Here is a 21,947-nt window from a genome sequence, read left to right as displayed (position 1 = left end):
GCACAGGCGTGCACGGCCGCGAGCGTGCCGCGAACGAGGTTTTTCGTTATCGTGTCGGGCAACGGCGGCACACAGCGCCGCCGTCCCCCTATTGCAACAAGAGACCGCCCCATGAGTGAAATCAAGGAACGACCGCTCGTCGAACTGTCGGCCAAGGATCTGCCGGCCTACTGCCCGAACCCGGCGATGACGCGCTGGAGCGCGCATCCGCGCGTGTTCATCGACGTCACCCACGGCGAGGCGCGCTGCCCCTACTGCGGCACGCGTTACACGCTGCGCGCGGGCGAAGTCGTCCACGGCCACTGAGCGCGCATCGGGCGGCCTGCCGCCCGGCCCCGGTCGAGCCGGCCCCGCCCATGGCGATCGGCAAACAGGCCGGCGAACCGCCCCTTATTCCCCGCAACCCGAGCGCGGCGCCCTGGCGCCGCGTTTCATTACGACACCGGACTCCACCTGATGCGTCGCGCGTTGGTAATCGCACCGAACTGGATCGGTGACGCATTGATGGCGCAGCCGCTTTTCGCGCTGCTGAAGAAACTGCATCCGCGCATCGTGATCGACGCGGTCGCGCCCACCTGGGTCGCGCCGGTGCTCGAACGGATGCCGGAAATCCACGACGTGCACGCGACCGACCTCGCGCACGGCAAGCTGCAGATGGTGCGCCGCTGGCAACTGGCGAGCGACCTGCGCGATGTCGGCTACGACGCGGCCTACGTGCTGCCGAATTCGTTCAAGTCGGCGCTGATCCCCTGGCTGGCCGGCATTCCGCTGCGCATCGGCTATACCGGCGAGTCGCGCTACGGGCTGCTGAACGTGCGCCACGCGAACCCGCCGAAGGCGCGCGATGCGCGCCCGCCGATGGTGCCGTTCTACGCGTCGCTGGCCTACACGCCCGGCGCGAAGCTCGACGAGCAGCTCAAGGCGCTGCCGATGCCGCGCCTCGACGCCGACCTCAACGAAACGGCGCGCGTGTCCACGCGCTTCCATCTCGACACCCGCAAGCCGCTGATCGTGTTCTGCCCCGGCGCCGAATACGGCCCGGCCAAGCGCTGGCCGCCCGAGCATTTCGCGGCGCTCGCACGCATCGTCAACCAGTCGTTCCCGTATACGCAGATCATCGCGCTCGGTTCGCCGAAGGATGCGCCGGTCGCGCAGGCGATCGCCGACGCGGCGCCCGGCGTGCGCAACCTCTGCGGCCAGACTTCGTTGTCCGAAGCGTGCGCGCTGATCGCGCGCGCCAACGCGGTGGTCACCAACGATTCCGGCCTGATGCACGTGGCGGCCGCGCTGCGCCGCCCGCTGGTGGCGCTCTACGGTTCGACCGACCCGCGCCATACCCCCCCGCTGTCGGAGCAGGCAAAGGTACAATGGCTCCACCTCGAATGCAGCCCCTGCTTTGAGCGCGAATGCCCGCTCGGCCATCTGAACTGCCTGCGCGAGCTCGGCCCGGAACAGGTATTCGGCGACTTGCGCGGGATGCTGGTCGGACAGCGCTGAAGCGCGGCGGGCCGGGCCCGGCGTGCGATCGAGTGCGACATTGCGGTACTTGCGAAGGCGGCCTCGCGGCCGCTGCCTTGTAACAGCGCGTTTGCGCGCGAGAGATAATCCCGATGCCACGTTTTGCCCGCCTCTTCGAAGCCGCCGCCGACACGCTGAACGCCTATTACCAGTCGATCGCCGACGCCAACCTCGACGCCCTGATGGTCCTGTGGATCGACGAGGATTTCGCGAGCTGCATCTGGTCCGACGGCTCGCACCTGCACGGGCTGGAGCAGATCCGCAGCGGCTTCGCGCAACGGATGACCGCACGCCCCGTCACCATCGAGCCGCTCGATATCCGCGTGTACGACAGCCTCGGCACGGTCGTCTACACGGTGGCGGAAGCCCATCAGTACGCCGATGCGGGCACCGAGCCGGACATGGTGTTCACCACCTACGTGATGATCCACGAGCGCGGCGAATGGCGGGTCGCACACATCCACGCCAGCCCGATTCCCGATCAGGCGGCCAGCCAGTTCGCCGCCAAGATCCGCCACGGCCAAGGGCCCCTGCACTGACACACGGCCTCGCGCCTTCGGCACCTCGCCTCGGATACGCGCCATGAGTTCCGCCTGCCCCTCCCCGCCGCAATCGCCTTCGCCGTCCGTGGTGCCGGCCACGCCGGCCGAGCTGCTGCGTTACGTGGCGCCGCGCTGGCTGCCGACCAATCACGCCCAGACGATCTTCCCCGCGCTGTTCGGCCGCCGGCCCGAGGTGCGCTACCGGCGCGAGCGCTGGGACACGCCCGACGCCGATTTCATCGATCTCGACTGGATCGCGCCGCCGCCCGGCCTGGAGCCAGCGCCCGACGCACCGCTGATGGTGGTGTTCCACGGCCTCGAAGGCAGCTCCGATTCGCGCTACGCGCGCCTGCTGATGGCGGCGGCCCAGGCACAGGGCTGGCACGGCGTGGTGCCCCATTTCCGCAGTTGCAGCGGAGAGATGAACCGCCAGCCGCGCTTCTATCATCTGGCCGACGCCGACGAACTCGACTGGATCCTGCACCGCCTCGCGGCCGGCCATCGTGGGCCGGTGTTCGCGATCGGCGTGTCGCTCGGCGGCAACGTGCTGCTGCACTGGCTCGGCCAGCAGCGCGGCGGGCGCGACATCGTCGCGGCCGCCGCGGCCGTGTCCACCCCGCTCGACGTGCATGCGGGCGGCCGCGCGATCTCGACCGGCTTTTCGATGGTCTACACGCGCGCGTTCCTCAAGACGCTGAAGGTCAAGGCGCTGGTCAAGCTCGAACAGCACCCGGGCCTGTTCGACAAACGCGCGGCGCTGGCCGCGCGCAACATGTATGAATACGACGACGTGGTGACCGCGCCGCTGCACGGCTTCAGCAGCGCCGACGACTACTGGACCCGCGCGACCGTGCGCCCGCTGCTGCGCGCCATCGACACGCCCACCCTGATCCTCAACGCGCGCAACGACCCGTTCCTGCCGGCCACCGCCTTGCCGGGGCCCGGCGACGTGTCGCCCGCCGTCGAGCTCGATCAACCCGAACACGGCGGCCACGTCGGCTTCACGTCCGGCCGCTTTCCCGGCCAGGACGACTGGCTGCCGCAGCGCGTGTTCGGTTTCGTTTCCCGGTTTCTCGACCATGGATGAGATCGTTCGCCAGGCCATCGCGAAGTGGCCCAACGTCCCGCACTGCACCGGCTGGCTGCTGCTCGACCGCCGCGGCGACTGGCGCATGCGCGACGAGGCCGCGCAGGCCGCCCATGAACCGGGCACGCCGATCCGCCACATGGCGCTGATCGCGTTCATCGCGCGCAACTACGAGCGCGACGCGCAAGGCCAGTGGTATTTCCAGAACGGCCCGCAGCGCGTGTACGTGGAGCTGGCCTACACGCCGTGGATCGTGCGGCTCGCGGCCGTGGACGGCGCGCTGACGCTCACCGATCAGGCCGGCCAGCCGTTCGAGCCGGCCTGCGCATGGCTTGACGACGCGGGCGGGGTGCTGTTCTCCGACGCGGCCGATCCGCCGCGCGTGGCCGCGCTGCACGACCACGATCTCGACCTGTTCGCCGATCACGCCACGCTCGACGACGACGGCACCGGCGGCTGCTTCCACTGGCGGCCCGGCGTCGATCTCGCGCTCGCCGAAATTCGCCGCGACGCGGTGGCGGCGCACTTCGCGTTCGTCGCCAGCCCGGCCGAAAAGGCAAAGGCCGAGGCCGCCCCGCCCGCGCGCTGATCTCGTCCCCGGCGGATCGCCTCGGCCTCGGCCTCAGCCGCGCTCGTCGTCCTTGTCGTCCTGCTCTTCCTTGTAGCGCCGCTCGAAATCGTGCAGCCGCGCCGTGATGATCGATTGCTCGTAGAAACTGACCGCCTTGTCGTCGCGCGCCTCGCGCAGTTGGCGGATCGCCGACGGCCAGGCGCCGTCCAGCGCGAGCTTTTCGGCCTGCGCGCGCCGCCGCAGGATCGCATCGCCGTTGCCCTGCGCCGCCTGCGCGAGCCAGGCCCACCAGTCGGGCTGACGCGGATCGGCATCGGCCTGCCGCTGCGCGAGCGCCTGCGCCTCGCCAAACCGCTTCGCCGCCACCAGTGCCTGCAGATGCACGACGATCGCCGCGTGCGAGCCCGGCCAGCGCTGCTGCGCGCGTTGCGCCAGACGCACCGCGTCGACGGTGCGGCCCGCGCGGCGCGCGATCTCGGCGGCCAGCACGTCGAGGCTCGGGGTGCTCGGGGCATTCGATGCATTCGACGCGCTCGATGAATTAGGCATAGCGGCCGCCACCGCGCCCTCGTCGCGCTGTACGGTCTCGAAGCGCTCGCGCGCGGCCGCCAGCGCCCGGTCGGCATCGTCGAGATTGCCGAGCAGCATCTGGCCCAGCGCGATGCCGTACCAGTTCGCGGCCACGTTCGGTGCGACGCGGTCGTCGAGCTCGCCGCGCATGCGGCGCACCTCGGCGGCGATATCGGACGGCGTATGCGGTTGCAAAATCCGCAGCCGCGCGCGCACCAACGCGTACTCGGCAGACTGGCGCGGCTGCCGATACGGCGCACGACGCGCGCGGTCGTCCATGTCGGCGATGCGGTCGGTGGTCAGCGGGTGCGTGCGCACGTATTCGGGCACGCCGGCGTCGCCCATCGTCGAGCGGTCAAGCCGCTCGAAGAAACCGGGCATGCCGTACGGGTCGTAGCCCGCACCGGCCAGCAACTGGAAGCCGACGCGATCGGCCTCGCGCTCCGCGCCGCGCGAGAAGCGCAGTTGGTTGTCGACGAGGTAGGCCTGGCCGCCCAGCGCGATCGCGCTGCCGAGGTCGCCGCTGCGCGCGAGCACGCCGGCCAGCACCCCCACCAACATCGAGGCCAGCGCCGCGTAGCCGGATTTCTCGTTCGCACCGATCATCCGCGCGATATGCCGCTGCAACACGTGGCCCATCTCGTGGCCGAGCACCGAGGCCAGCTCGGATTCGGTGCGCGTCATGATCACCAGGCCGCTGTTCACGCCGATGAAACCGCCGGGCAGCGAGAACGCGTTGATCTGCGGATCGCGCATCGGGAACAGGTCGAAATCGGGACGCTCGCCGCCGATGAACTGCGCGGCCGCGGCGGCCGACAGCTTCGCCGCGACCGTGTCGAGATAGTCGCGCACGAGCCAGTCGTCGAGATAGTCGGGATCGCGCCGCACCTCGCGCATCACGCGCTCGCCGAGCCGGCGCTCGGCCTGCGGCGTCAGCGCGCCGCCGGAGCCGTCGCCGAGGTCGGGCAACTGCTGCGTCTGCAACGGGCGGCGCAGGCTCGGCGTCGAGGCCGGCGTGCCCGACAGCCGCGCGCGCTCGCCGCCATAGGTGCCGAACACGCCGGGGGCGATCGCGTCGGGAATCTCGGGCGCACTGGAGAGGCCGTCGAGCAGGCGCGGCAGCGGCGCGCCGGGCGTGGATGGCGTGCGCGGGTCGGACGTGGCCGCATGCGCCGGGCTGCCGGGCGGCACGGCCATCGCGATCGACAGCGAGACGGCGAGCAGCGACGACGGGATACGGGACGAGATACGGAACGAGATACGCATGAGCGGCATCGGACGCGGAAGCGGATCGGAAGCGAACGGCAACGATCGATACGCCGGCCGAGCCTCGGGCAGAGCGCGCCGAGGCCCGGCTGGCGGCAACGGCTGCCATTGTAATGGCGGGGCGCTGCTATGATGAGCGCCCATCTCAGGAGCGAATCATGTCAGGACTTACTCACTTCGATGCGGCCGGCCACGCGCACATGGTGGATGTCGGCGACAAGCAGGAGACACGGCGCATCGCCGTGGCGCGCGGCGCGATCCGCATGCTGCCCGACACGCTTGCGCTGATCCGCGACGGCCGTGCGAAGAAAGGCGACGTGATCGGCATCGCGCGCATCGCGGCGATCCAGGGCGCGAAGCGCACCGCCGACCTGATCCCGCTTTGCCACCCGCTCGCCCTGACGCGCGTCGCCGTGGATTTCGAGTTCGACGACGCGCTGCCCGGCGTGCGCTGCACGGCACAGGTCGAGACGCTTGGCCGCACCGGCGTGGAGATGGAAGCGCTGACCGCCGTGCAGGTCGGGCTGCTGACCGTGTACGACATGTGCAAGGCCGTCGATCGCGGGATGATCATCACCGACGTGGGCGTGGCCGAGAAGCGCGGTGGAAAATCGGGCGACTGGAAAGCCGAGGCGTGAGACAACGCCGCCTCGCCTGACAAAAAACCAAGGCCGCTTCGTCGATACCGAAGCGGCCTGGTTATCTGATGCGGCTCGTACCCGTATTGCGCGACTCAGGCGATTTGCGCCGACGAGAGCTTGGTTTCCAGTTGCGACTGCAGTTGATCGATCGTGAACGACGATTCGATGCGCTCCACTTCAAAACCCTTCGCCACCAGATCGCGGATATACATCTTGTTGTAAATCACCGCGAAAACGATGCCGGGGACGATCGCGCCGATCCCCATCGTGACCAGCGAAATGGCGCAGGTCGCGCCGAAGATGATGGCGGCCCACTTGAAATCGCCGCGAAACAGCGCCGGGAAGAAGCCGAAAAACAAGGTCGTCCAGGAAAAGCCGACCGGGGCTTTCTTGATCGAGCCGAACGTCGGATGCTTGAATATGATTGCGGAATGCGCCATTAATCCCCCCGTAGTGCCGTTGTAAATATGTGTTCGCGAATTTTACACAGACGGGAATGAAAGGCAAGGCACTAAAAACGTATTCAGCGTGAACATTCGTACGGCGATAGCGCATTCGCTACATGAGGCCTATCCAATTCATTTGAAAATCGCCATCGTTCAATGCCGAATTTTTATATCAAAATAAAACCGGGCGGCATGTGCGATACATGCCGCCCGGTTCTTCAAGCACTCGCTGCGCCAATCAGAACGCCGTGCGAATCCCGACGCGCGTGACCGTCTGATTATGCGAGGACGACTCGCCCAGGCTGCCGATCGAGGCAAACTGATTCCCCGACGTATGCTGATACAGCGCCTGCGCATATACCTCGGTGCGGCGCGACAGGTGATAACCGGCCGTCGCGCCGATCTCGTTGTAATGCGGATCGTTGCTGCGCCCCGCGATCTTCACCGACGAGTTCGTATAGAGATACATCGCGCCAACATAGAACGCCGACGTGAAGTCGTACTTCGCGTTGACTTCGACGTTGTCGAACTTCACGTTGCGCAGGACGCCGGCCAGCGGCGCCGCATCGAGGATCGTGTGCGTGTAGACCAGGCCGAGGGTGGCCGAGCCGAGCACGTAGCTCACGCCGGCCGCCGCCACGCGCTGCGTGCCCGCGTGATACGGCGAGCCGACCACCGCGCCCGAGGTGTTCTGATCCTCGCCGCCCGCGTTCATGTACGCCGCGGCAGCCGTCAGCGGGCCGCCGTCGTAGCGCGCACCGACGCTCCAGGCGCGGTTGGTCGCGAACTGGCCGGCCTGATTGCTGAAGCCGTACAGGCCGCCGAACTGCACGCCCGAGATTTCCGCGCTCGTGTATTTCACCGCGTTGTTGATGCGGAACGATTCGTCGAGGTTGTCGGCGTCGAACGGATGGCCGAACAGGCCGCCGCCCCAACTGCCGGCCGCGCTCAGGGGCGCGACATAGTCGACCACCGAATCGTACTGGCGGCCGAGCGTGACCGTGCCGAAGCGGTCCGACGACAGCCCGACGTAGGCTTGGCGGCCGAACATCTCGCCGCTATCCGCCAATTGGCCGGTGCTGACGCTGAAGTTGTTTTCGAGCCGGAAAATCGCGTGCAGACCGCTGCCGAGATCCTCGCTGCCCTTTATGCCCCAGCGGTCGCCGAGTTGCCGGAGATTGCTGGCGAGCACGTAATTCGAATGCCCTGCCTGATTACTGATGTAATCGAAACCTTCATCGATCGTGCCATACAACGTGACACTGCTCTGTGCATACGCCGTGCCCGCGGAAACGGCCAGTAACGCCGGGATCAGCGATTTTGCGATTCTCATGATTTCCCCAAGGAGTGAAGCGCACGCATGGTTAATGGTTTGGTGGCGCGCTTCATGAATATGGCGAACGGGATTCTAGAGAAATGAGCTTTCGTCACGATTACCGGTGTCGCCGTTGCGCAACAGCTTGCCAATCACGCGATTCAGGGCGTGGCTTGCCGCGCCCGAGCGCTTAAGGCGCGGGGGCTTTTCAATGCAAAACCCGACAATGAAAATTGACTGCGCTTATCGATTAACGCAGCGAATATCGATAAATACACAGCAATATCGAACGGCAACGCGCCGGGCGCACACCCGGCGCGTCGCGTCATTTCTGCGTCGCGCCTTTCGGCTCGAACACGAACGGCTGCGTCAGCGTGAACGGCGAGGGCGTGGCACCGTAGGCGCCCTGCTGCGTGCAATGGGCATGCGACATCGCCGCCACGGCCGCGCGGTCGGCGGCGGGATTGCGGCTGCTGGTCGTGATCGTCACGTTTTCGGGTTCGCCCGCCGCGGTGATCAGCGCGCGCACCAGCACCGTGACCTGACGGTCCAGCGGACGTGCATCGTCGGGATAGACGGCCACGGGAATCTTGCAGGACAAGGTATTTTCGTGCGGCAGGAACATGGCGCAGCCGGCCAGTTGCGCGGCAACGAGCGGCAAGGCGAAATACTTCGCGTGGCGAATCATGACGAGGCTTCCCCAGGGTATGAACGTCGCGTTGGTCAGGCGCGATGGCCAAACGGCGCCGGGGAGCGCGATGACGCCCGGCTGGGCGGAGCATCGCGCGTCTCGGCGCCGCGTGGCGGGTAATGAGCGTTTTTTCGTGTGCTGCCGAGTTCGCAGCTTACAGCAGCGACTTCGCCTGCGTCAGCACCTTGTCGCACACCTGCTTGGTCAGTTGTTGCTTGACGCCCGCACCGCTCAGGTCGAGCGTCTTGCCGTTGCCGGCGTCGAGGATGCCGCTGCTGCCGCTCGTGAACCCGCTGTCCGACTGCGGGTTGCCGCCGAGCTTGCCCAACAGTTGATCCTTGACCGAGCCGGCGCTGCCGCCGCCCAGGTATTGGTTCTGGATGCAGAACTGCAGCACGCCCGCGACGTTGCCGAGGCTCGACGGCATCAACGACGAACCGCCTCCGCCCAGTGCGCCGCCCAGGCCACTCAAGCCGCCGAGGTTGCCGGCAAGGCCGCCGGAATTCTGCGTGGCACCGCTGCCGGCCTGTTTCAGCATGTCGCCGAGTTGAGCGTAGGCACCGGTCGCCGTTAGCGACAGGCCGATCAGGGCGCCGGCTGCAATCGCCCGGCCAGTACGAATCTTCATCATGATCCTCCCAGGTTACGAGATGACGGCGGCATTCACGATGTGCCGGAATGCCGGCAGCCAGCATAACCGAAGCGCCTCGCGAGTCGCGGATCGAGGCCGGGATTGACGATGTTTGACGGAATGGGCGGTGGGCGGTGGGCGGTGGGCGACCGGATCGTTGCATCGCGCCGACGTGGTGCGCGTAGGTGCGGGTGACTGCGTCAGCCATCGACGCACCGCGGCGAGACTGCCGCGGCGCCATGACAAGACAGCCAGCCGATCAGTCGTCGGAATCGTCGCTGTCGTCGTCTTCGTCGCTGCTTGCCGCACCGGCCGGTTTGCCGTAGCGCGTCACCAGCGATTGACGGAACCCGGCCAACGAAGGCTGCGCATCCAGGAGCTTGTAGAGCGCGGCAAGCTGCACGGGCCAGTCGTGCAGCTCCTGCGCGAAGATCTTCAGGCGCGCGACCGTATCGAGCGCATCGCCCTCGCGGCCATCGAGCGCCTCGAGCACGGCATAGCGACGCAACACGGTTTCGCCGGGCAGCAGCGCAATGGCATGCTGATGCGCGGCGAGCTTGGCCGGCAGGTCGTCTCGCGAGATCGGCATCAGCGTGGCCGCCCCGTATTCGCCCCACGAGCCGAACAGGAACGACGGCGACTCGCGATACTGCTCGGCCGGATTCGAACCGTAATACAGCACCTCGGCGCGCTGGTAATCGCGCAGGATCGGATACAGCGCCAGCAGCGCCGCGACCGACACGACCGCGAACACGCCATAGGCCATCCGCCCCGGCAGCACGCGCATCGGCCGTGTTTCGAGCAGCCCGATCACGAACATCGCCGGCAGCGTGAAGAACGTGTACTGCTGCGGATACTCGACGAGCGCGTGCATCAGCAGCACGCCGAGCAGCGCCAGGCCGAACAGGCGCTCGCCCGTGTGCGGCACCCGCAACACGCGCACGAACCAGAACGCCAGCGTGACCAGCAGCGCGCCCAGGCCCAGCACGCCCGACTTGGCGAGCAGGTCGATGAAGATGTCGTGCGAGTTGTTGGCGATTTCCACGCCGCCCAGCGCGCGCACCAGCTCGAACTGATGCAGCGGGAATTCACCCCAGCCCACGCCGAGCCACGGATGCTCGCGGAACATCGTCAGCCCGTACTTCCACAGCGCGAGGCGCGGCGCGATCTGCCCGGCGTCGCGCATGCGCTCGGCCGCCGATTCGGCCAGCCCGAGGTGGTAGCGCAGGTTGGCCCAACGCACCACGATATTGACCACGACGAACACCACCGCCAGCGCCAGCGGATACAACCATGCCGCACGATGGCTGCGGCCGCGCCGCGCCGCGGCCAGCGCCGTCCAGAGCCCGGCGACGACCATCACCGCCACCTGCAGCCACGGGCCGCGCGACACCGTGAAGGCCAGCCCCGCCGACAACACGACCGACAGCGGCAGCCAGCCCCACACGGGCAGCCGGCGCGCCTGCGCCAGATACAGCGTGCTGGCAAGCGCGAACGCGATGTAGGTGGCGAGGTGATTCGCCTGCGCCATGTTCCCGTACGGGCGGCGCTCGACCGTCACGCCGTAGTTCACGACGAACGGCGAGAACGTGTGTTCGAGATGCAGCAGCTGCACGACCTGGCAAGCCACCGCGAACACGCCGCCGACGACCATCGCGCCCGCCATCATCCGCGTGACGGTTTCGACCGAATGCACCCGGCCGAGCATATAGCCCGACTGCATCGCGATCAGCGCCGCCAGCAGGTAGCCGATGGCCAGCCAGTTCATCGCGGGCTGCGCGAGCGGCAGCACCAGCGTCTGCACGATCAGCACCGCGCCGAACGCGAGCGGGGTGGCCCAGCCGAGCGGCGCGGCGAACGGCTGCGCCGCTCGCTCGCCGCGCACGAGCAGCACCACCAGCCCGCCGAGCAGCGCATACAGGCCGAATGCCGTGAATTCGGAATAGAACGTCGGGATCGGATAGGTGTGATTGGTGACCGCGTAAGGCAGGATCAGGGCAACAGCAAGCGCAATCAGCGATAACGAACGCAGAACGGAAGAAGGCATGAGCGAACCGGATGTCAGCAACCGGCGCACTATACAAAAAATTTCCGGTGCTGAGTCGCTCGTGTGCCGTTCTGTCGGCTCATCGACAGTAAATCGCCGGTTACGCCACGGTCTGCCCCCGATTCATGCGCTCGTGGCCGCCACGCCAGGCTAGGTGCGGCACTCGGGCGGCGACAGCTTGCCGGCCAGCGTCGGCGCTTCGGACGGCACCGGCCCGGAGCCGGGCGGCGGCAGCGACGAGGCCGTCTTGCCGGCCGCGAAACATTCCCAGGTGATCGAGCCGGCCTGCAGTTGGCCCTGCTGGAGCGCCACGCGCGCGGTGGGTGCTTCGGCGTTGTCGGGCGCCGACGGCATCAGCACCAGCGTGTTGGCACCGCTCGGCGCGACCCGCGTGGTGTAGGCGATGCGGATCTGGCCGGTATCGTTGTTCACCGTGATCGATTCGACGTTGCGCGTGGCCGGCGGCGACACATAGCCGCCTGACATGGCCGTGCCGCTCGCGGCGTTCTCGGCCACCGCAAGCCGCGCCGATGCGGCCAGCGCCATGCCCTCGCCCACCCGGCTGCGCGCGAGGTAATCCTGATAGGCCGGAATCGCATAGGCCGCCACCACGCCGACAATCGCCAGCACGATCATCAGTTCGATCAACGTGAAGCCGCACGGCTCGCGCGGCCGCACGCGAGGCAGACGCGGCACGAAACGCACGCGGCACGAGCGGCACATGCCGGCCGGCGCATGACGCAGGCGCCTTGAGAATTGATGGAACAGGGTGACGGACAACGCTTCGAACATGACGGGCTCCGGAAACGAAACAGGCCTGCCGACAGGGCAGACAGATCGATCGTAGCCAGCAGGCCTCGCGCCGGACAGTCGGCCGGATGGCCTATGCGCGGTGCGTAGCGGCCCGTCGCATCGGCACGTTCGCATTGCGCGCGCATAAAAAACGCCGGCACGAGGCCGGCGTTCTGGCGAAGCACGCAATGCCGCGGGACGAGCCCGCGAGCGCGCTTAGATCGCTGCCTTGAGCAGGCGACCCATTTCCGACGGATTGCGCGTGACCTTGATGCCGCACGCATCCATGATTTCCAGCTTCGCTTCGGCCGTATCGGCACCGCCCGAGATCAGCGCGCCGGCGTGGCCCATGCGCTTGCCCGGGGGCGCCGTGACGCCCGCGATGAAGCCGACGACCGGCTTCTTCATGTTCGACTTGATCCACTCGGCTGCCGTTGCTTCGTCCGGGCCGCCGATTTCGCCGATCATGACGACCGCATCCGTATCCGGATCGTCGTTGAACATCTGCATGACGTCGATGTGCTTCAGGCCGTTGATCGGATCGCCGCCGATGCCGACTGCCGACGATTGGCCGAGGCCCAGCGCCGTCAGCTGTGCAACGGCTTCATACGTCAGCGTGCCCGAACGCGACACGACGCCGATGCGGCCCTTGCGGTGGATGTGACCCGGCATGATGCCGATCTTCAGCTCGTCCGGCGTGATCGTGCCCGGGCAGTTCGGCCCGAGCAGCAGCGTCTTGCGGCCTTCGCGACGCATGCGGTCCTTCACTTCGATCATGTCGCGAACCGGAATGCCTTCCGTGATGCAGATCGCGAGATCGAGGTCGGCCTCGACGGCTTCCCAGATCGCGGCCGCCGCGCCTGCCGGCGGCACGTAGATGACCGACACGGTTGCGCCCGTTTCGGCCTTTGCTTCCTTGACGCTGGCGTAGATCGGAATGCCTTCGAAATCTTCGCCGGCCTTCTTCGGGTTCACGCCCGCGACGTAGGCTTCGCGGCCGTTCGCGTACTCGCGGCAAGCGCGCGTGTGAAACTGGCCAGTCTTGCCGGTGATGCCCTGCGTGATGACCTTCGTATCTTTGTTGATCAGAATCGACATGTATTGACCTCTGTTCGATCGGCGTCGCGTCTGCGCGCCGCCATGCGTGTTCAATGCAACGATGCTTACTTGCCGGCGGCCGCTGCAACAACCTTCTGCGCAGCTTCTTCCATGCTGTCAGCCGAGATGATCGGCAGGCCGGATTCGGCGAGCATCTTCTTGCCCAGGTCTTCGTTCGTGCCCTTCATGCGCACCACCAGCGGCACGCCGAGGTTCACGGCCTTCGAGCCTGCGATCACGCCTTCCGCGATCACGTCGCAACGCATGATGCCGCCGAAGATGTTGACGAGGATCGCCTTCAGGTCCGGGTTCTTCAGCATCAGCTTGAACGCTTCCGTGACCTTCTCGGTCGTCGCGCCACCGCCGACGTCCAGGAAGTTCGCCGGTTCGCCGCCGAACAGCTTGATGGTGTCCATCGTGGCCATCGCCAGGCCGGCGCCGTTCACGAGACAGCCGATGTCGCCGTCGAGCGAGATGTAGGCCAGATCGAACTTCGACGCTTCGATTTCAGCCGGATCTTCTTCGGCCAGATCGCGATACGCGACGATTTCCGGATGGCGGAACAGCGCGTTCGAATCGAAGTTGAACTTGGCGTCGAGCGCGATCACCTTGCCGTCGCCGGACACGTTCAGCGGGTTGATTTCGGCCAGCGATGCGTCGGTTTCCCAGAATGCCTTGTACAGGCCTTGCAGGATCGCGCGTGCTTGCGGAATCGAAGCAGCCGGCACGCCGATCTTCGCGGCGAGGTCGTCGGCCTGTTCGTCGAGCAGGCCCGTCGACGGCTCGACGATGACGTGGTGGATCAGTTCCGGATGCTTTTCGGCAACTTCCTCGATGTCCATGCCGCCTTCGCTCGAACCCATCAGAACGATCTTTTGCGACACGCGATCGACGACGAGGCTGACATACAGTTCCTGCTTGATGTCCGCGCCTTCTTCGATCATCAGACGGTTGACCTTCTGGCCTTCCGGACCGGTCTGGTGCGTGACGAGCTGCATGCCGAGGATCTGTTCGGCGTATTCACGAACCTGCTCGAGCGACTTGGCGACCTTCACGCCGCCGCCCTTGCCACGGCCGCCTGCGTGAATCTGCGCCTTGACGACCCATACCGGGCCGCCCAGCTCTTCCGCCACCTTCAGCGCCTCGTCCACCGAGAACGCCGGCTTGCCGCGCGGGACCGCGACACCGAATTTCCGCAGGATTTCCTTACCCTGGTACTCGTGAATCTTCATGCGTGATTCCTTCAGTCTGGAGAGTTGGATTAAAAGTCGATTGACCGTCGCTTCTTTCTACTAATAGTTTCCGATTATTCGTGCGAGCCGCCCGCACCATCCAGTGCAAGGCGGCCCACGCCGGACCATGTCGGAGTGAGCACCCGGTCGGCCGTGCGTCGCATCGCGCGCCCTGCCGTACCGCGCCGTCGCGCCGCGGCGCCCGATTCCGCCGCACGACGCCCAGCCGGTTGCGCAAGGCACGAACCGGTAACGGCGAATCGAACGGTGGAACGAAGCGGGAAGCGGCGGGAGAAAACGGGGCAGGGAACAGCGGAAAAAACAGAGAGGCGGTGAGCGATGCGTGCTCGGCAGGCGGGGATGACGGCTTGGCTGCTGCGATCGGAACGGCAATTCCGGCCGGACGACGCGGCGGCGCCGGCGACACGGGGTTCGCGATCGGAGCGCATGCTGGGCCTGGGTTCATGGATCGGCTGTCCACTCGGCTGCATCACCTTGATCGCCGCCGCGCAATGCGACAGGACCGATGGATCGATGACGCTGCCCCACACGCCACCCCGTCGGTCGGTGAACGCCGGAACGGCGCGCCAGAAGCGCGACGGGCGTGACACGGGCTTGGATGACGGCATGCGCAAGGTTGAAGCCGATAAGGAAAACCGCACGATCTTAGCATTATCGAGGGTTTGCCGCATCGCCACGAATATCCGGTTAGACCCTTATTGGCAACAGGATGCAGTGCAGCATCGAGGGCCGGACCCGGCTAAAAAGAGAGCACGAAACAAGGGTTTAGGCACCCTCGAACTCGTCCTCGCCGCCCTTCAGGATCTTGACGATCGTGCTGCTGGAAAAGCCGCGCGACGCCAGGAAGCGCGCCTGCTTGGCTCGCTCGGCCGGCGAGCCCGGCAGGCTGCCGAACTTCTTGCGCCAGACGGCCTGCGCACGGCTGAACTCGGTTTCGCGAAGCTGCTCGGTCACCGATTCGACCAGTTCGCCATCGACCGAATGACGCTTCAGTTCGCCCAGGATGCGGGCCGTACCGAGGCGCGACGCGCGCCGATGCACGAGGCTTTCGGTAAACCGGGCATCGGACAGCCAGTTCTCGCGCTCGAGCGCATCGAGCAAGGCCTCGGGATCGTCGCCCTCCTCCACGTACGGCGCGAGCTTGCGCGCCAGTTCGCTGCGGCTGTATTCGCGGCGCGAGAGATAGCCGAGCGCCCGGCCCTTCAGCGAGCGCGCCGGGCGCGCGGGCGCGGCGCGGCGCGTGTCGTTCTCGGGCACGGATGCTTCGCGAGCGGAGGAAGAATCGGCGGATGACGTGGCTTCGCCGCGTTCGCCGCGGCCGCTTCGCGCCTCGAACGGGCTGCTGGTGCGCCGCCGCGTGCGGCGCGTGGCCTGCTCGCTGGTGCGCGAATATTGATCGCCGTCGGCATTTTCGAAGCGGCCCTGCCGGGCTGGAGCGCGAGCAGCCGGCTCGAACGGTTCGGACGCCGGCGCTTCGCGACGCGACGCCTGCGGTTGTAATGCCCCGGTTGCCGGGGTAAACGAGCCGCCCGCCCGCGACAGGCCGGTGGAGGCGGCCCGGCCCGCACCGTTGCGCACGGTACGGCTGCGGATGCCGCGCGCCGTATCGTGTGCGTCGAACGATTCGTCGGGATCGAACAGGTCGGCAGGATCACCGGGCGCGCCGACCCCGCGCTGAAACGCAACGAGGGCATCGTCGGATGCCCTCGTTGCGGAGCGGCCATCCGGCCGCCCCTCCTGCGATTGCGCAGCACCGGAGCGCACCGGGCGGCTCGTTTGCCGTTCGTCGGCCGCGCGATCCTCGCGCGACGACGTGGCCGACGAATCGTCCGAGCGCTCCCGGCTGCGACGCATCACTCTTCTTCGTCGAGGATCTCGTCCTCGGCAGCGCCGGCGCCCGCGACCACGCCGCCTTGCGGCATGGCCACCACACCGAGCGATTCGCGGATACGATTCTCGATCTCGCGAGCGACATCGCTGTTCTCGCGCAGGAATTCACGCGCGTTGTCCTTGCCCTGGCCGATCTTCTCGCCGTTGTAGCTGTACCAGGCGCCGGCCTTGTCGACGATCTTCGCCTGCACGCCGAGATCGATGATTTCGCCCTGACGCGAAATGCCTTCGCCATACAAGATATCGAAGATCGCCTCGCGGAACGGCGGCGCGACCTTGTTCTTGACGACCTTGACGCGCGTTTCGTTGCCGATCACCTCGTCGTTCTTCTTGATCGAGCCGATCCGGCGGATGTCGAGACGCACCGACGCGTAGAACTTCAGCGCATTGCCGCCCGTGGTGGTTTCCGGGTTGCCGAACATCACGCCGATCTTCATGCGGATCTGGTTGATGAAGATCACCAGGCAGTTCGTGCGCTTGATCGTGCCCGTGAGCTTGCGCAGCGCCTGCGACATCAGGCGAGCCTGCAGGCCCGGCAGCGAATCGCCCATTTCGCCTTCGATTTCGGCCTTCGGCACCAGCGCCGCGACCGAGTCGATCACGATCATGTCGATCGAGCCCGAACGCACCAGCGCATCGGTGATTTCCAGTGCCTGCTCGCCCGTGTCCGGCTGCGAGATCAGCAGCTCCGGCACGTTGACGCCGAGCTTCGAGGCGTACTGGACGTCGAGCGCGTGTTCCGCGTCGATGAATGCCGCCGTGCCGCCGAGCTTTTGCATTTCGGCAATCACTTGCAGCGTGAGGGTGGTTTTACCCGACGATTCCGGGCCGTAGATTTCGACGACGCGGCCGCGCGGCAAGCCACCGACGCCGAGCGCGATATCGAGACCGAGCGAACCGGTGGAGACGACCTGGATGTCTTCCATGGCCTCGGCATCGCCGAGCTTCATGATCGAGCCCTTGCCGAACTGCTTCTCGATCTGGGCCAGCGCTGCCGCCAGCGCCTTGCTCTTTTCCGCGGTCAGCCCGGCGCCTTTCTTACTATCTTCCATGAATCGTCCTTTGCTATGATGAGCAGCGTCTGATTGGGGCACACCGGGCGACAAGCCGTTAGGTGCACGAATGCAGACACTGTATAAAAAAACAGTAGTTTGTGCAAGCCCGAATTGCGGGTTCCGCACGACTCATCCCGACCCTCCGGAGACACCCGCGCAGGCGCCCGCACGCCGCCTCGCGCGCCGCGGCCACGCACCATGCGAATCCTGATTGCCGAAGATGACAGCATACTCGCGGACGGTTTGACCCGATCACTCCGCCAATCGGGCTATGCCGTCGATCACGTCGCGAACGGCGTCGAGGCCGATACCGCGCTGTCGATGCAGACGTTCGACCTCCTGATTCTCGATCTCGGCCTGCCGAAAATGCCCGGTCTCGACGTGTTGCGGCGCCTGCGCGCACGCAACTCGGTCTTGCCGGTGCTGATACTGACCGCCGCGGACAGCGTCGACGAACGCGTCAAGGGCCTCGACCTCGGCGCCGACGACTACATGGCCAAGCCCTTCGCGCTGAACGAACTCGAAGCGCGCGTACGCGCCCTCACGCGGCGCGGCGCCGGCGGTGGCCCGACGGTGATCCGCCATGGCTCGTTGAGCTTCGACCAGGTGGGCCGGCTCGCCTACGCCAACGAACGCGTGCTCGATTTGTCGGCGCGCGAGCTCGGCCTGCTCGAAGTGCTGTTGCAACGGATCGGCCGGCTCGTCTCGAAGGAGCAGCTCGTCGATCACCTGTGCGAATGGGGCGAGGAAGTCAGCAACAACGCGATCGAGGTCTATGTGCACCGGCTGCGCAAGAAGATCGAGCCGAGCGGCGTGCGCATCCTGACCGTGCGCGGGCTCGGCTACTGCATGGAGAAAGCGGCGGCCGAACCGGCCGCAAGTGTGGCCACGGCCACCGCGGCCACGTCGGAAGCACCGGCGGCGCTCCCGCCGCTGCGCTGACGGGCCGCCGCGCCCCGCGATGGCCACGCCGTTCCGCCCGCCGCGCGCCCGGCCCAAGCCTCGGCCGCAAGATCCGCACGACGCCGAACGCGACGCGCGCTACGAGAACCCGTTCGCGCCGCCCGACGAGGGCGAATCCACCGATACCGGCCGGCCGCGCTCGCTGTTCGGCGAAATCCTCGACTGGATGCTGGCGCCGCTCTTGCTGCTCTGGCCGATGAGCATCGCCGTCACCTATCTGGTGGCGAAAACCATCGCCGACGGCCCGTTCGACCGTGCGCTCGAAACCGACGCCTACGTGCTCGCGCGGCAGATCACGCCCGTCAACGGCGTGGCCGAGCTGGTGCTGCCCAAGGCCACGCTCGACCTGCTGCGCACCGACAACGTCGACAGCGTCTACTTCCAGGTGCTCGGCACGCGCGGCGAACTGGTGGCCGGCGAGGCCGACCTGCCGCTGCCGCGCGACGACGACCGCCCGCCGCCCGGCCTCGTGCTGTTCCGCAACGACCTGCTGCGCGGCAACGACATCCGCGTCGCCTACACCACCGTCGCGCTGCCCGGCGCGAGCGGTGCGCAACCGGTGCTGGTGCAGGTCAGCGAGACGCTCGACAAGCGCAACGCGCTCGCCAACGACATCATCAAGGGCGTGATCCTGCCGCAGTTCGTGATCCTGCCGCTGGCAATCGTGCTGGTGTGGTTCGGGCTGTCGCGCGGCCTCGCGCCGCTGACCGCCCTGCAGGCGCACATCCGCAACCGCCGCCCCGACGATCTCTCGCCCGTCGATGCGCAACGCGCGCCGCCCGAAATCGAGCCGCTCGTCACCTCGTTCAACGATCTGCTCGCCCGACTCGAACAGAACATCGCGCTGCAAAAGCGCTTCATCGCCGACGCCGCCCATCAGATGAAGACGCCGCTGGCCGGGTTGCGCACCCAGGCCGAATTCGCACTGCGTCACGAGGTTTCGGCCGAGGTCGGGCACTCGCTCGAACAGATCGCGGCCAGCTCCGAGCAGGCCGCGCGGCTCGTCACGCAATTGCTGGCGCTGGCGCGCGCCGAGAATCGCGCGAGCGGGCTGACGTTCGAGCCGGTCGATCCGCTGGCGCTGGCGCGCGTGACCGTGCGCGACTGGGTACAGGCTGCGTTCGCGAAACGCATGGATCTCGGCTACGAAGGGCCGGACGACATGCCGGACGCCGAAAACAGCGAGCCGCCCGACGAACCACCGGCCGGCAACGCACTGCCTTCGCCGCCTGCGCTCATCGACGGCAACCCCGTGATGCTGCGCGAGATGCTCGGCAACCTGATCGACAACGCGATCCGCTACACACCGGAAGGCGGGCGGATCACGGTGCGCGTGGCCATCGCCCCCACCGCGACGCTGGCCGACGACGCCCATCACGCCCACCGCCCCGCCACCGGGGTGGTGCACATCGATGTGGAAGACACCGGCCCCGGCATTCCCGCGCACGAACGCGGGCGCGTGCTCGAACGCTTCTATCGCATCCTCGGCCGCGATGGCGAGGGCAGCGGGCTGGGCCTGGCGATCGTGCGCGAGATCGTCACGCAGCACGGCGGCGAGATCGCGATCGACGACCACGTCTATCAGGCCGCCCCCCGCCTGGCCGGCACGCTGGTGCGCGTCAGCTTCGCGCTGCGCCAGGCCGCCCCGGAATAACCCTGAGCCGCACGACGGCGCTGCGAACCATGCGCAGAAATACGCGAACATCGAGTATCGATGGGCGACATTGACGCAATTTCACTGCATTCTCGCCCGACGCTCCCAATAAACCCTGATCGGCTTTCCAGTCAGAACACCGTAAGTTTGGCCGCCAATAATCGTCGCAAGTTCGTCAGGATGGCGAACTGATACCGATATCAAGAACTGGAGACGACTCATGGCGACAGTAGGCGGGCACATCGCGCATTCGCCGATGACGAGCGACGAGAAACGCGTGATCTTCGCGTCCTCGCTCGGCACCGTGTTCGAGTGGTACGACTTTTATCTGGCCGGCTCGCTCGCGGCCTACATCAGCAAGAGCTTCTTCTCGGGCGTCAATCCCACCGCAGCGTTCATCTTCACGCTGCTCGGCTTCGCCGCCGGCTTCGCGGTGCGCCCGTTCGGTGCCATTGTGTTCGGGCGGCTCGGCGACATGGTCGGCCGCAAGTACACGTTCCTCGTCACGATCGTGATCATGGGCGTATCGACGTTCGTGGTGGGCTTCCTGCCCGGCTACGCCACGATCGGCATCGCGGCACCGGTGATCTTCATCGCGATGCGGCTGCTGCAGGGCCTCGCGCTCGGCGGCGAATACGGCGGCGCGGCCACCTACGTGGCCGAACATGCCCCCGCCAACCGGCGCGGTTTCTACACCGCCTGGATCCAGACCACCGCCACGCTCGGCCTGTTCCTGTCGCTGCTCGTGATCGTCGGCGTGCGCACCGCGGTGGGCGAGGAAACGTTCGGCGCCTGGGGCTGGCGCGTGCCGTTCGTCGCGTCGATCCTGCTGCTGGCCGTGTCGGTGTGGATTCGCATGCAGTTGAACGAATCGCCGGTGTTCCTGCGCATCAAGGCCGAGGGCAAGACCTCGAAGGCGCCGCTCACGGAAGCGTTCGGCCAGTGGAAGAACCTGAAGATCGTGATCCTCGCGCTGATCGGGCTGACCGCCGGCCAGGCCGTGGTCTGGTACACGGGGCAGTTCTACGCGCTGTTCTTCCTGACGCAGACGCTGAAGGTCGACGGCACCACCGCCAACATCCTGATCGCCGCGGCGCTGCTGATCGGCACGCCGTTCTTCCTGTTCTTCGGCTCGCTGTCGGACCGGATCGGCCGCAAGCCGATCATCCTGGCCGGCTGCCTGATTGCGGCGCTGACCTACTTCCCGCTGTTCAAGGCGCTGACGCATTACGCCAACCCGGCGATGGAAGCCGCCACGCAGAAGGCGCCGATCACGGTGATCGCGAACCCCGACGAGTGCTCGTTCCAGTTCAACCCGGTCGGCACGGCGAAGTTCACCTCCTCGTGCGACATCGCCAAGGCGGCGCTCTCCAAGGCCGGCCTGAACTACGAGAACGTGGCGGCACCGGCCGGCACGCTCGCGCAGATCAAGGTGGGCGACACGGCGGTGGACACCTACGACGGCAAGTCCGGCGATGCCAAGGCCAAGGGCGGCGCGTTCGACAAGACGCTGGCGGCCACGCTGAAAGGCGCGGGCTACCCGGCCAAGGCCGATCCGTCGCAGATCAACTGGCCGATGACGATCGTGGTGCTGACGATCCTGGTGATCTTCGTGACCATGGTGTACGGGCCGATCGCCGCGATGCTGGTGGAGATGTTCCCGACGCGAATCCGCTACACGTCGATGTCGCTGCCGTATCACATCGGCAACGGCTGGTTCGGCGGTTTCCTGCCGGCCACTGCGTTCGCGATCGTGGCGGCGAAGGGCAACATCTATTCGGGGCTCTGGTATCCGATCGTGATCGCGCTGGCGACGTTCGTGATCGGGCTGCTGTTCGTCAAGGAGACGAAGGGGACGAATATCTACGCGCAAGACTGAGCGCACCGACGACTCGGGCGGCGGAGGCCGAAGCGAGA

General features: G+C 66.8%; 21 protein-coding genes. 9 read left to right on the top strand and 12 right to left on the bottom strand.

Annotated features, from left to right (window positions below):
• Positions 1–111 precede the first annotated feature (111 nt).
• From AB4851_RS19325 to AB4851_RS19305, 5 genes are all read left to right on the top strand, one after another.
• On the top strand, positions 112–306 hold the full coding sequence (locus AB4851_RS19325) for a zinc-finger domain-containing protein (RefSeq protein WP_414442981.1): 195 nt from the start codon (positions 112–114) through the stop codon (positions 304–306).
• 150 nt (positions 307–456) lie between these two features.
• On the top strand, positions 457–1,497 hold the full coding sequence (waaF, locus tag AB4851_RS19320) for a lipopolysaccharide heptosyltransferase II (RefSeq protein ID WP_414442982.1): 1,041 nt from the start codon (positions 457–459) through the stop codon (positions 1,495–1,497).
• A gap of 113 nt (positions 1,498–1,610) precedes the next feature.
• A complete protein-coding gene (locus AB4851_RS19315; RefSeq protein ID WP_414442983.1) occupies positions 1,611–2,057 on the top strand; it encodes a nuclear transport factor 2 family protein in 447 nt (148 codons plus the stop codon).
• A 43-nt stretch (positions 2,058–2,100) separates the two neighbouring features.
• Positions 2,101–3,147: a hydrolase gene (locus tag AB4851_RS19310; RefSeq protein ID WP_414451098.1), complete on the top strand. Its 1,047-nt coding sequence runs from the start codon at positions 2,101–2,103 to the stop codon at positions 3,145–3,147.
• The gene (locus AB4851_RS19305; protein WP_414451097.1) at positions 3,140–3,736 is read left to right on the top strand and encodes a DUF2946 family protein; all 597 of its coding nucleotides are present in this window, start codon (positions 3,140–3,142) and stop codon (positions 3,734–3,736) included. The genes AB4851_RS19310 and AB4851_RS19305 overlap by 8 nt, the downstream gene beginning before the upstream one ends.
• Before the next feature lie 33 nt (positions 3,737–3,769).
• Here AB4851_RS19305 and AB4851_RS19300 read toward each other — a convergent pair whose 3' ends face one another.
• The gene (locus AB4851_RS19300) at positions 3,770–5,563 is read right to left on the bottom strand and encodes a M48 family metalloprotease (RefSeq protein ID WP_414451096.1); all 1,794 of its coding nucleotides are present in this window, start codon (positions 5,561–5,563) and stop codon (positions 3,770–3,772) included.
• 149 nt (positions 5,564–5,712) lie between these two features.
• Between AB4851_RS19300 and moaC the strand changes: the two genes are divergently transcribed.
• Complete coding sequence (gene moaC / locus AB4851_RS19295) at positions 5,713–6,192, top strand: cyclic pyranopterin monophosphate synthase MoaC (protein ID WP_414451095.1); 480 nt, start codon at positions 5,713–5,715, stop codon at positions 6,190–6,192.
• Between the two features lie 95 nt (positions 6,193–6,287).
• Here moaC and AB4851_RS19290 read toward each other — a convergent pair whose 3' ends face one another.
• From AB4851_RS19290 to recA, 11 genes are all read right to left on the bottom strand, one after another.
• Positions 6,288–6,635, bottom strand: coding sequence for a hypothetical protein (locus AB4851_RS19290; protein WP_414451094.1), 348 nt, complete (start codon positions 6,633–6,635; stop codon positions 6,288–6,290).
• A gap of 244 nt (positions 6,636–6,879) precedes the next feature.
• Entirely contained in the window at positions 6,880–7,974 is a 1,095-nt protein-coding gene (locus AB4851_RS19285) for a porin (protein WP_414442989.1), read from the bottom strand.
• 307 nt (positions 7,975–8,281) lie between these two features.
• On the bottom strand, positions 8,282–8,644 hold the full coding sequence (locus AB4851_RS19280) for a TonB family protein (RefSeq protein ID WP_414451093.1): 363 nt from the start codon (positions 8,642–8,644) through the stop codon (positions 8,282–8,284).
• Positions 8,645–8,801: 157 nt separating this feature from the next.
• The gene (locus tag AB4851_RS19275; RefSeq protein ID WP_414451894.1) at positions 8,802–9,275 is read right to left on the bottom strand and encodes a DUF2501 domain-containing protein; all 474 of its coding nucleotides are present in this window, start codon (positions 9,273–9,275) and stop codon (positions 8,802–8,804) included.
• A 262-nt stretch (positions 9,276–9,537) separates the two neighbouring features.
• On the bottom strand, positions 9,538–11,325 hold the full coding sequence (locus tag AB4851_RS19270) for a PglL family O-oligosaccharyltransferase (RefSeq protein WP_414451092.1): 1,788 nt from the start codon (positions 11,323–11,325) through the stop codon (positions 9,538–9,540).
• Positions 11,326–11,475: 150 nt separating this feature from the next.
• Positions 11,476–12,117 carry a pilin gene (locus tag AB4851_RS19265; RefSeq protein WP_414451091.1) on the bottom strand — a complete coding sequence of 214 codons (642 nt, stop codon included), beginning with the start codon at positions 12,115–12,117 and terminating at the stop codon, positions 11,476–11,478.
• A 216-nt stretch (positions 12,118–12,333) separates the two neighbouring features.
• Positions 12,334–13,215 carry a succinate--CoA ligase subunit alpha gene (sucD, locus tag AB4851_RS19260; protein ID WP_206129369.1) on the bottom strand — a complete coding sequence of 294 codons (882 nt, stop codon included), beginning with the start codon at positions 13,213–13,215 and terminating at the stop codon, positions 12,334–12,336.
• 65 nt (positions 13,216–13,280) lie between these two features.
• Positions 13,281–14,462, bottom strand: coding sequence for an ADP-forming succinate--CoA ligase subunit beta (gene sucC, locus AB4851_RS19255; protein WP_414451893.1), 1,182 nt, complete (start codon positions 14,460–14,462; stop codon positions 13,281–13,283).
• Between the two features lie 59 nt (positions 14,463–14,521).
• Positions 14,522–15,139, bottom strand: a complete 618-nt coding sequence (locus AB4851_RS19250; protein ID WP_414451090.1) for a hypothetical protein — start codon at positions 15,137–15,139, stop codon at positions 14,522–14,524.
• A gap of 94 nt (positions 15,140–15,233) precedes the next feature.
• A complete protein-coding gene (gene recX, locus AB4851_RS19245) occupies positions 15,234–16,322 on the bottom strand; it encodes a recombination regulator RecX (protein WP_414451089.1) in 1,089 nt (362 codons plus the stop codon).
• Entirely contained in the window at positions 16,322–17,410 is a 1,089-nt protein-coding gene (recA, locus tag AB4851_RS19240) for a recombinase RecA (RefSeq protein ID WP_414451088.1), read from the bottom strand. The genes recX and recA overlap by 1 nt, the downstream gene beginning before the upstream one ends.
• 201 nt (positions 17,411–17,611) lie before the next feature.
• Between recA and AB4851_RS19235 the strand changes: the two genes are divergently transcribed.
• The 3 genes from AB4851_RS19235 (at position 17,612) to AB4851_RS19225 (ending at position 21,909) form a co-directional block, all read left to right on the top strand.
• The gene (locus tag AB4851_RS19235) at positions 17,612–18,355 is read left to right on the top strand and encodes a response regulator (RefSeq protein WP_414451087.1); all 744 of its coding nucleotides are present in this window, start codon (positions 17,612–17,614) and stop codon (positions 18,353–18,355) included.
• 19 nt (positions 18,356–18,374) lie between these two features.
• The gene (locus AB4851_RS19230) at positions 18,375–20,030 is read left to right on the top strand and encodes a sensor histidine kinase (RefSeq protein WP_414451086.1); all 1,656 of its coding nucleotides are present in this window, start codon (positions 18,375–18,377) and stop codon (positions 20,028–20,030) included.
• Between the two features lie 220 nt (positions 20,031–20,250).
• On the top strand, positions 20,251–21,909 hold the full coding sequence (locus AB4851_RS19225) for an MFS transporter (RefSeq protein WP_414451085.1): 1,659 nt from the start codon (positions 20,251–20,253) through the stop codon (positions 21,907–21,909).
• Positions 21,910–21,947 lie beyond the last annotated feature (38 nt).

This window comes from Burkholderia sp. 22PA0099 (assembly GCF_047497165.1).
Classification (GTDB): domain Bacteria; phylum Pseudomonadota; class Gammaproteobacteria; order Burkholderiales; family Burkholderiaceae; genus Burkholderia.
This window is presented reverse-complemented; position numbering and strand designations above follow the sequence as displayed.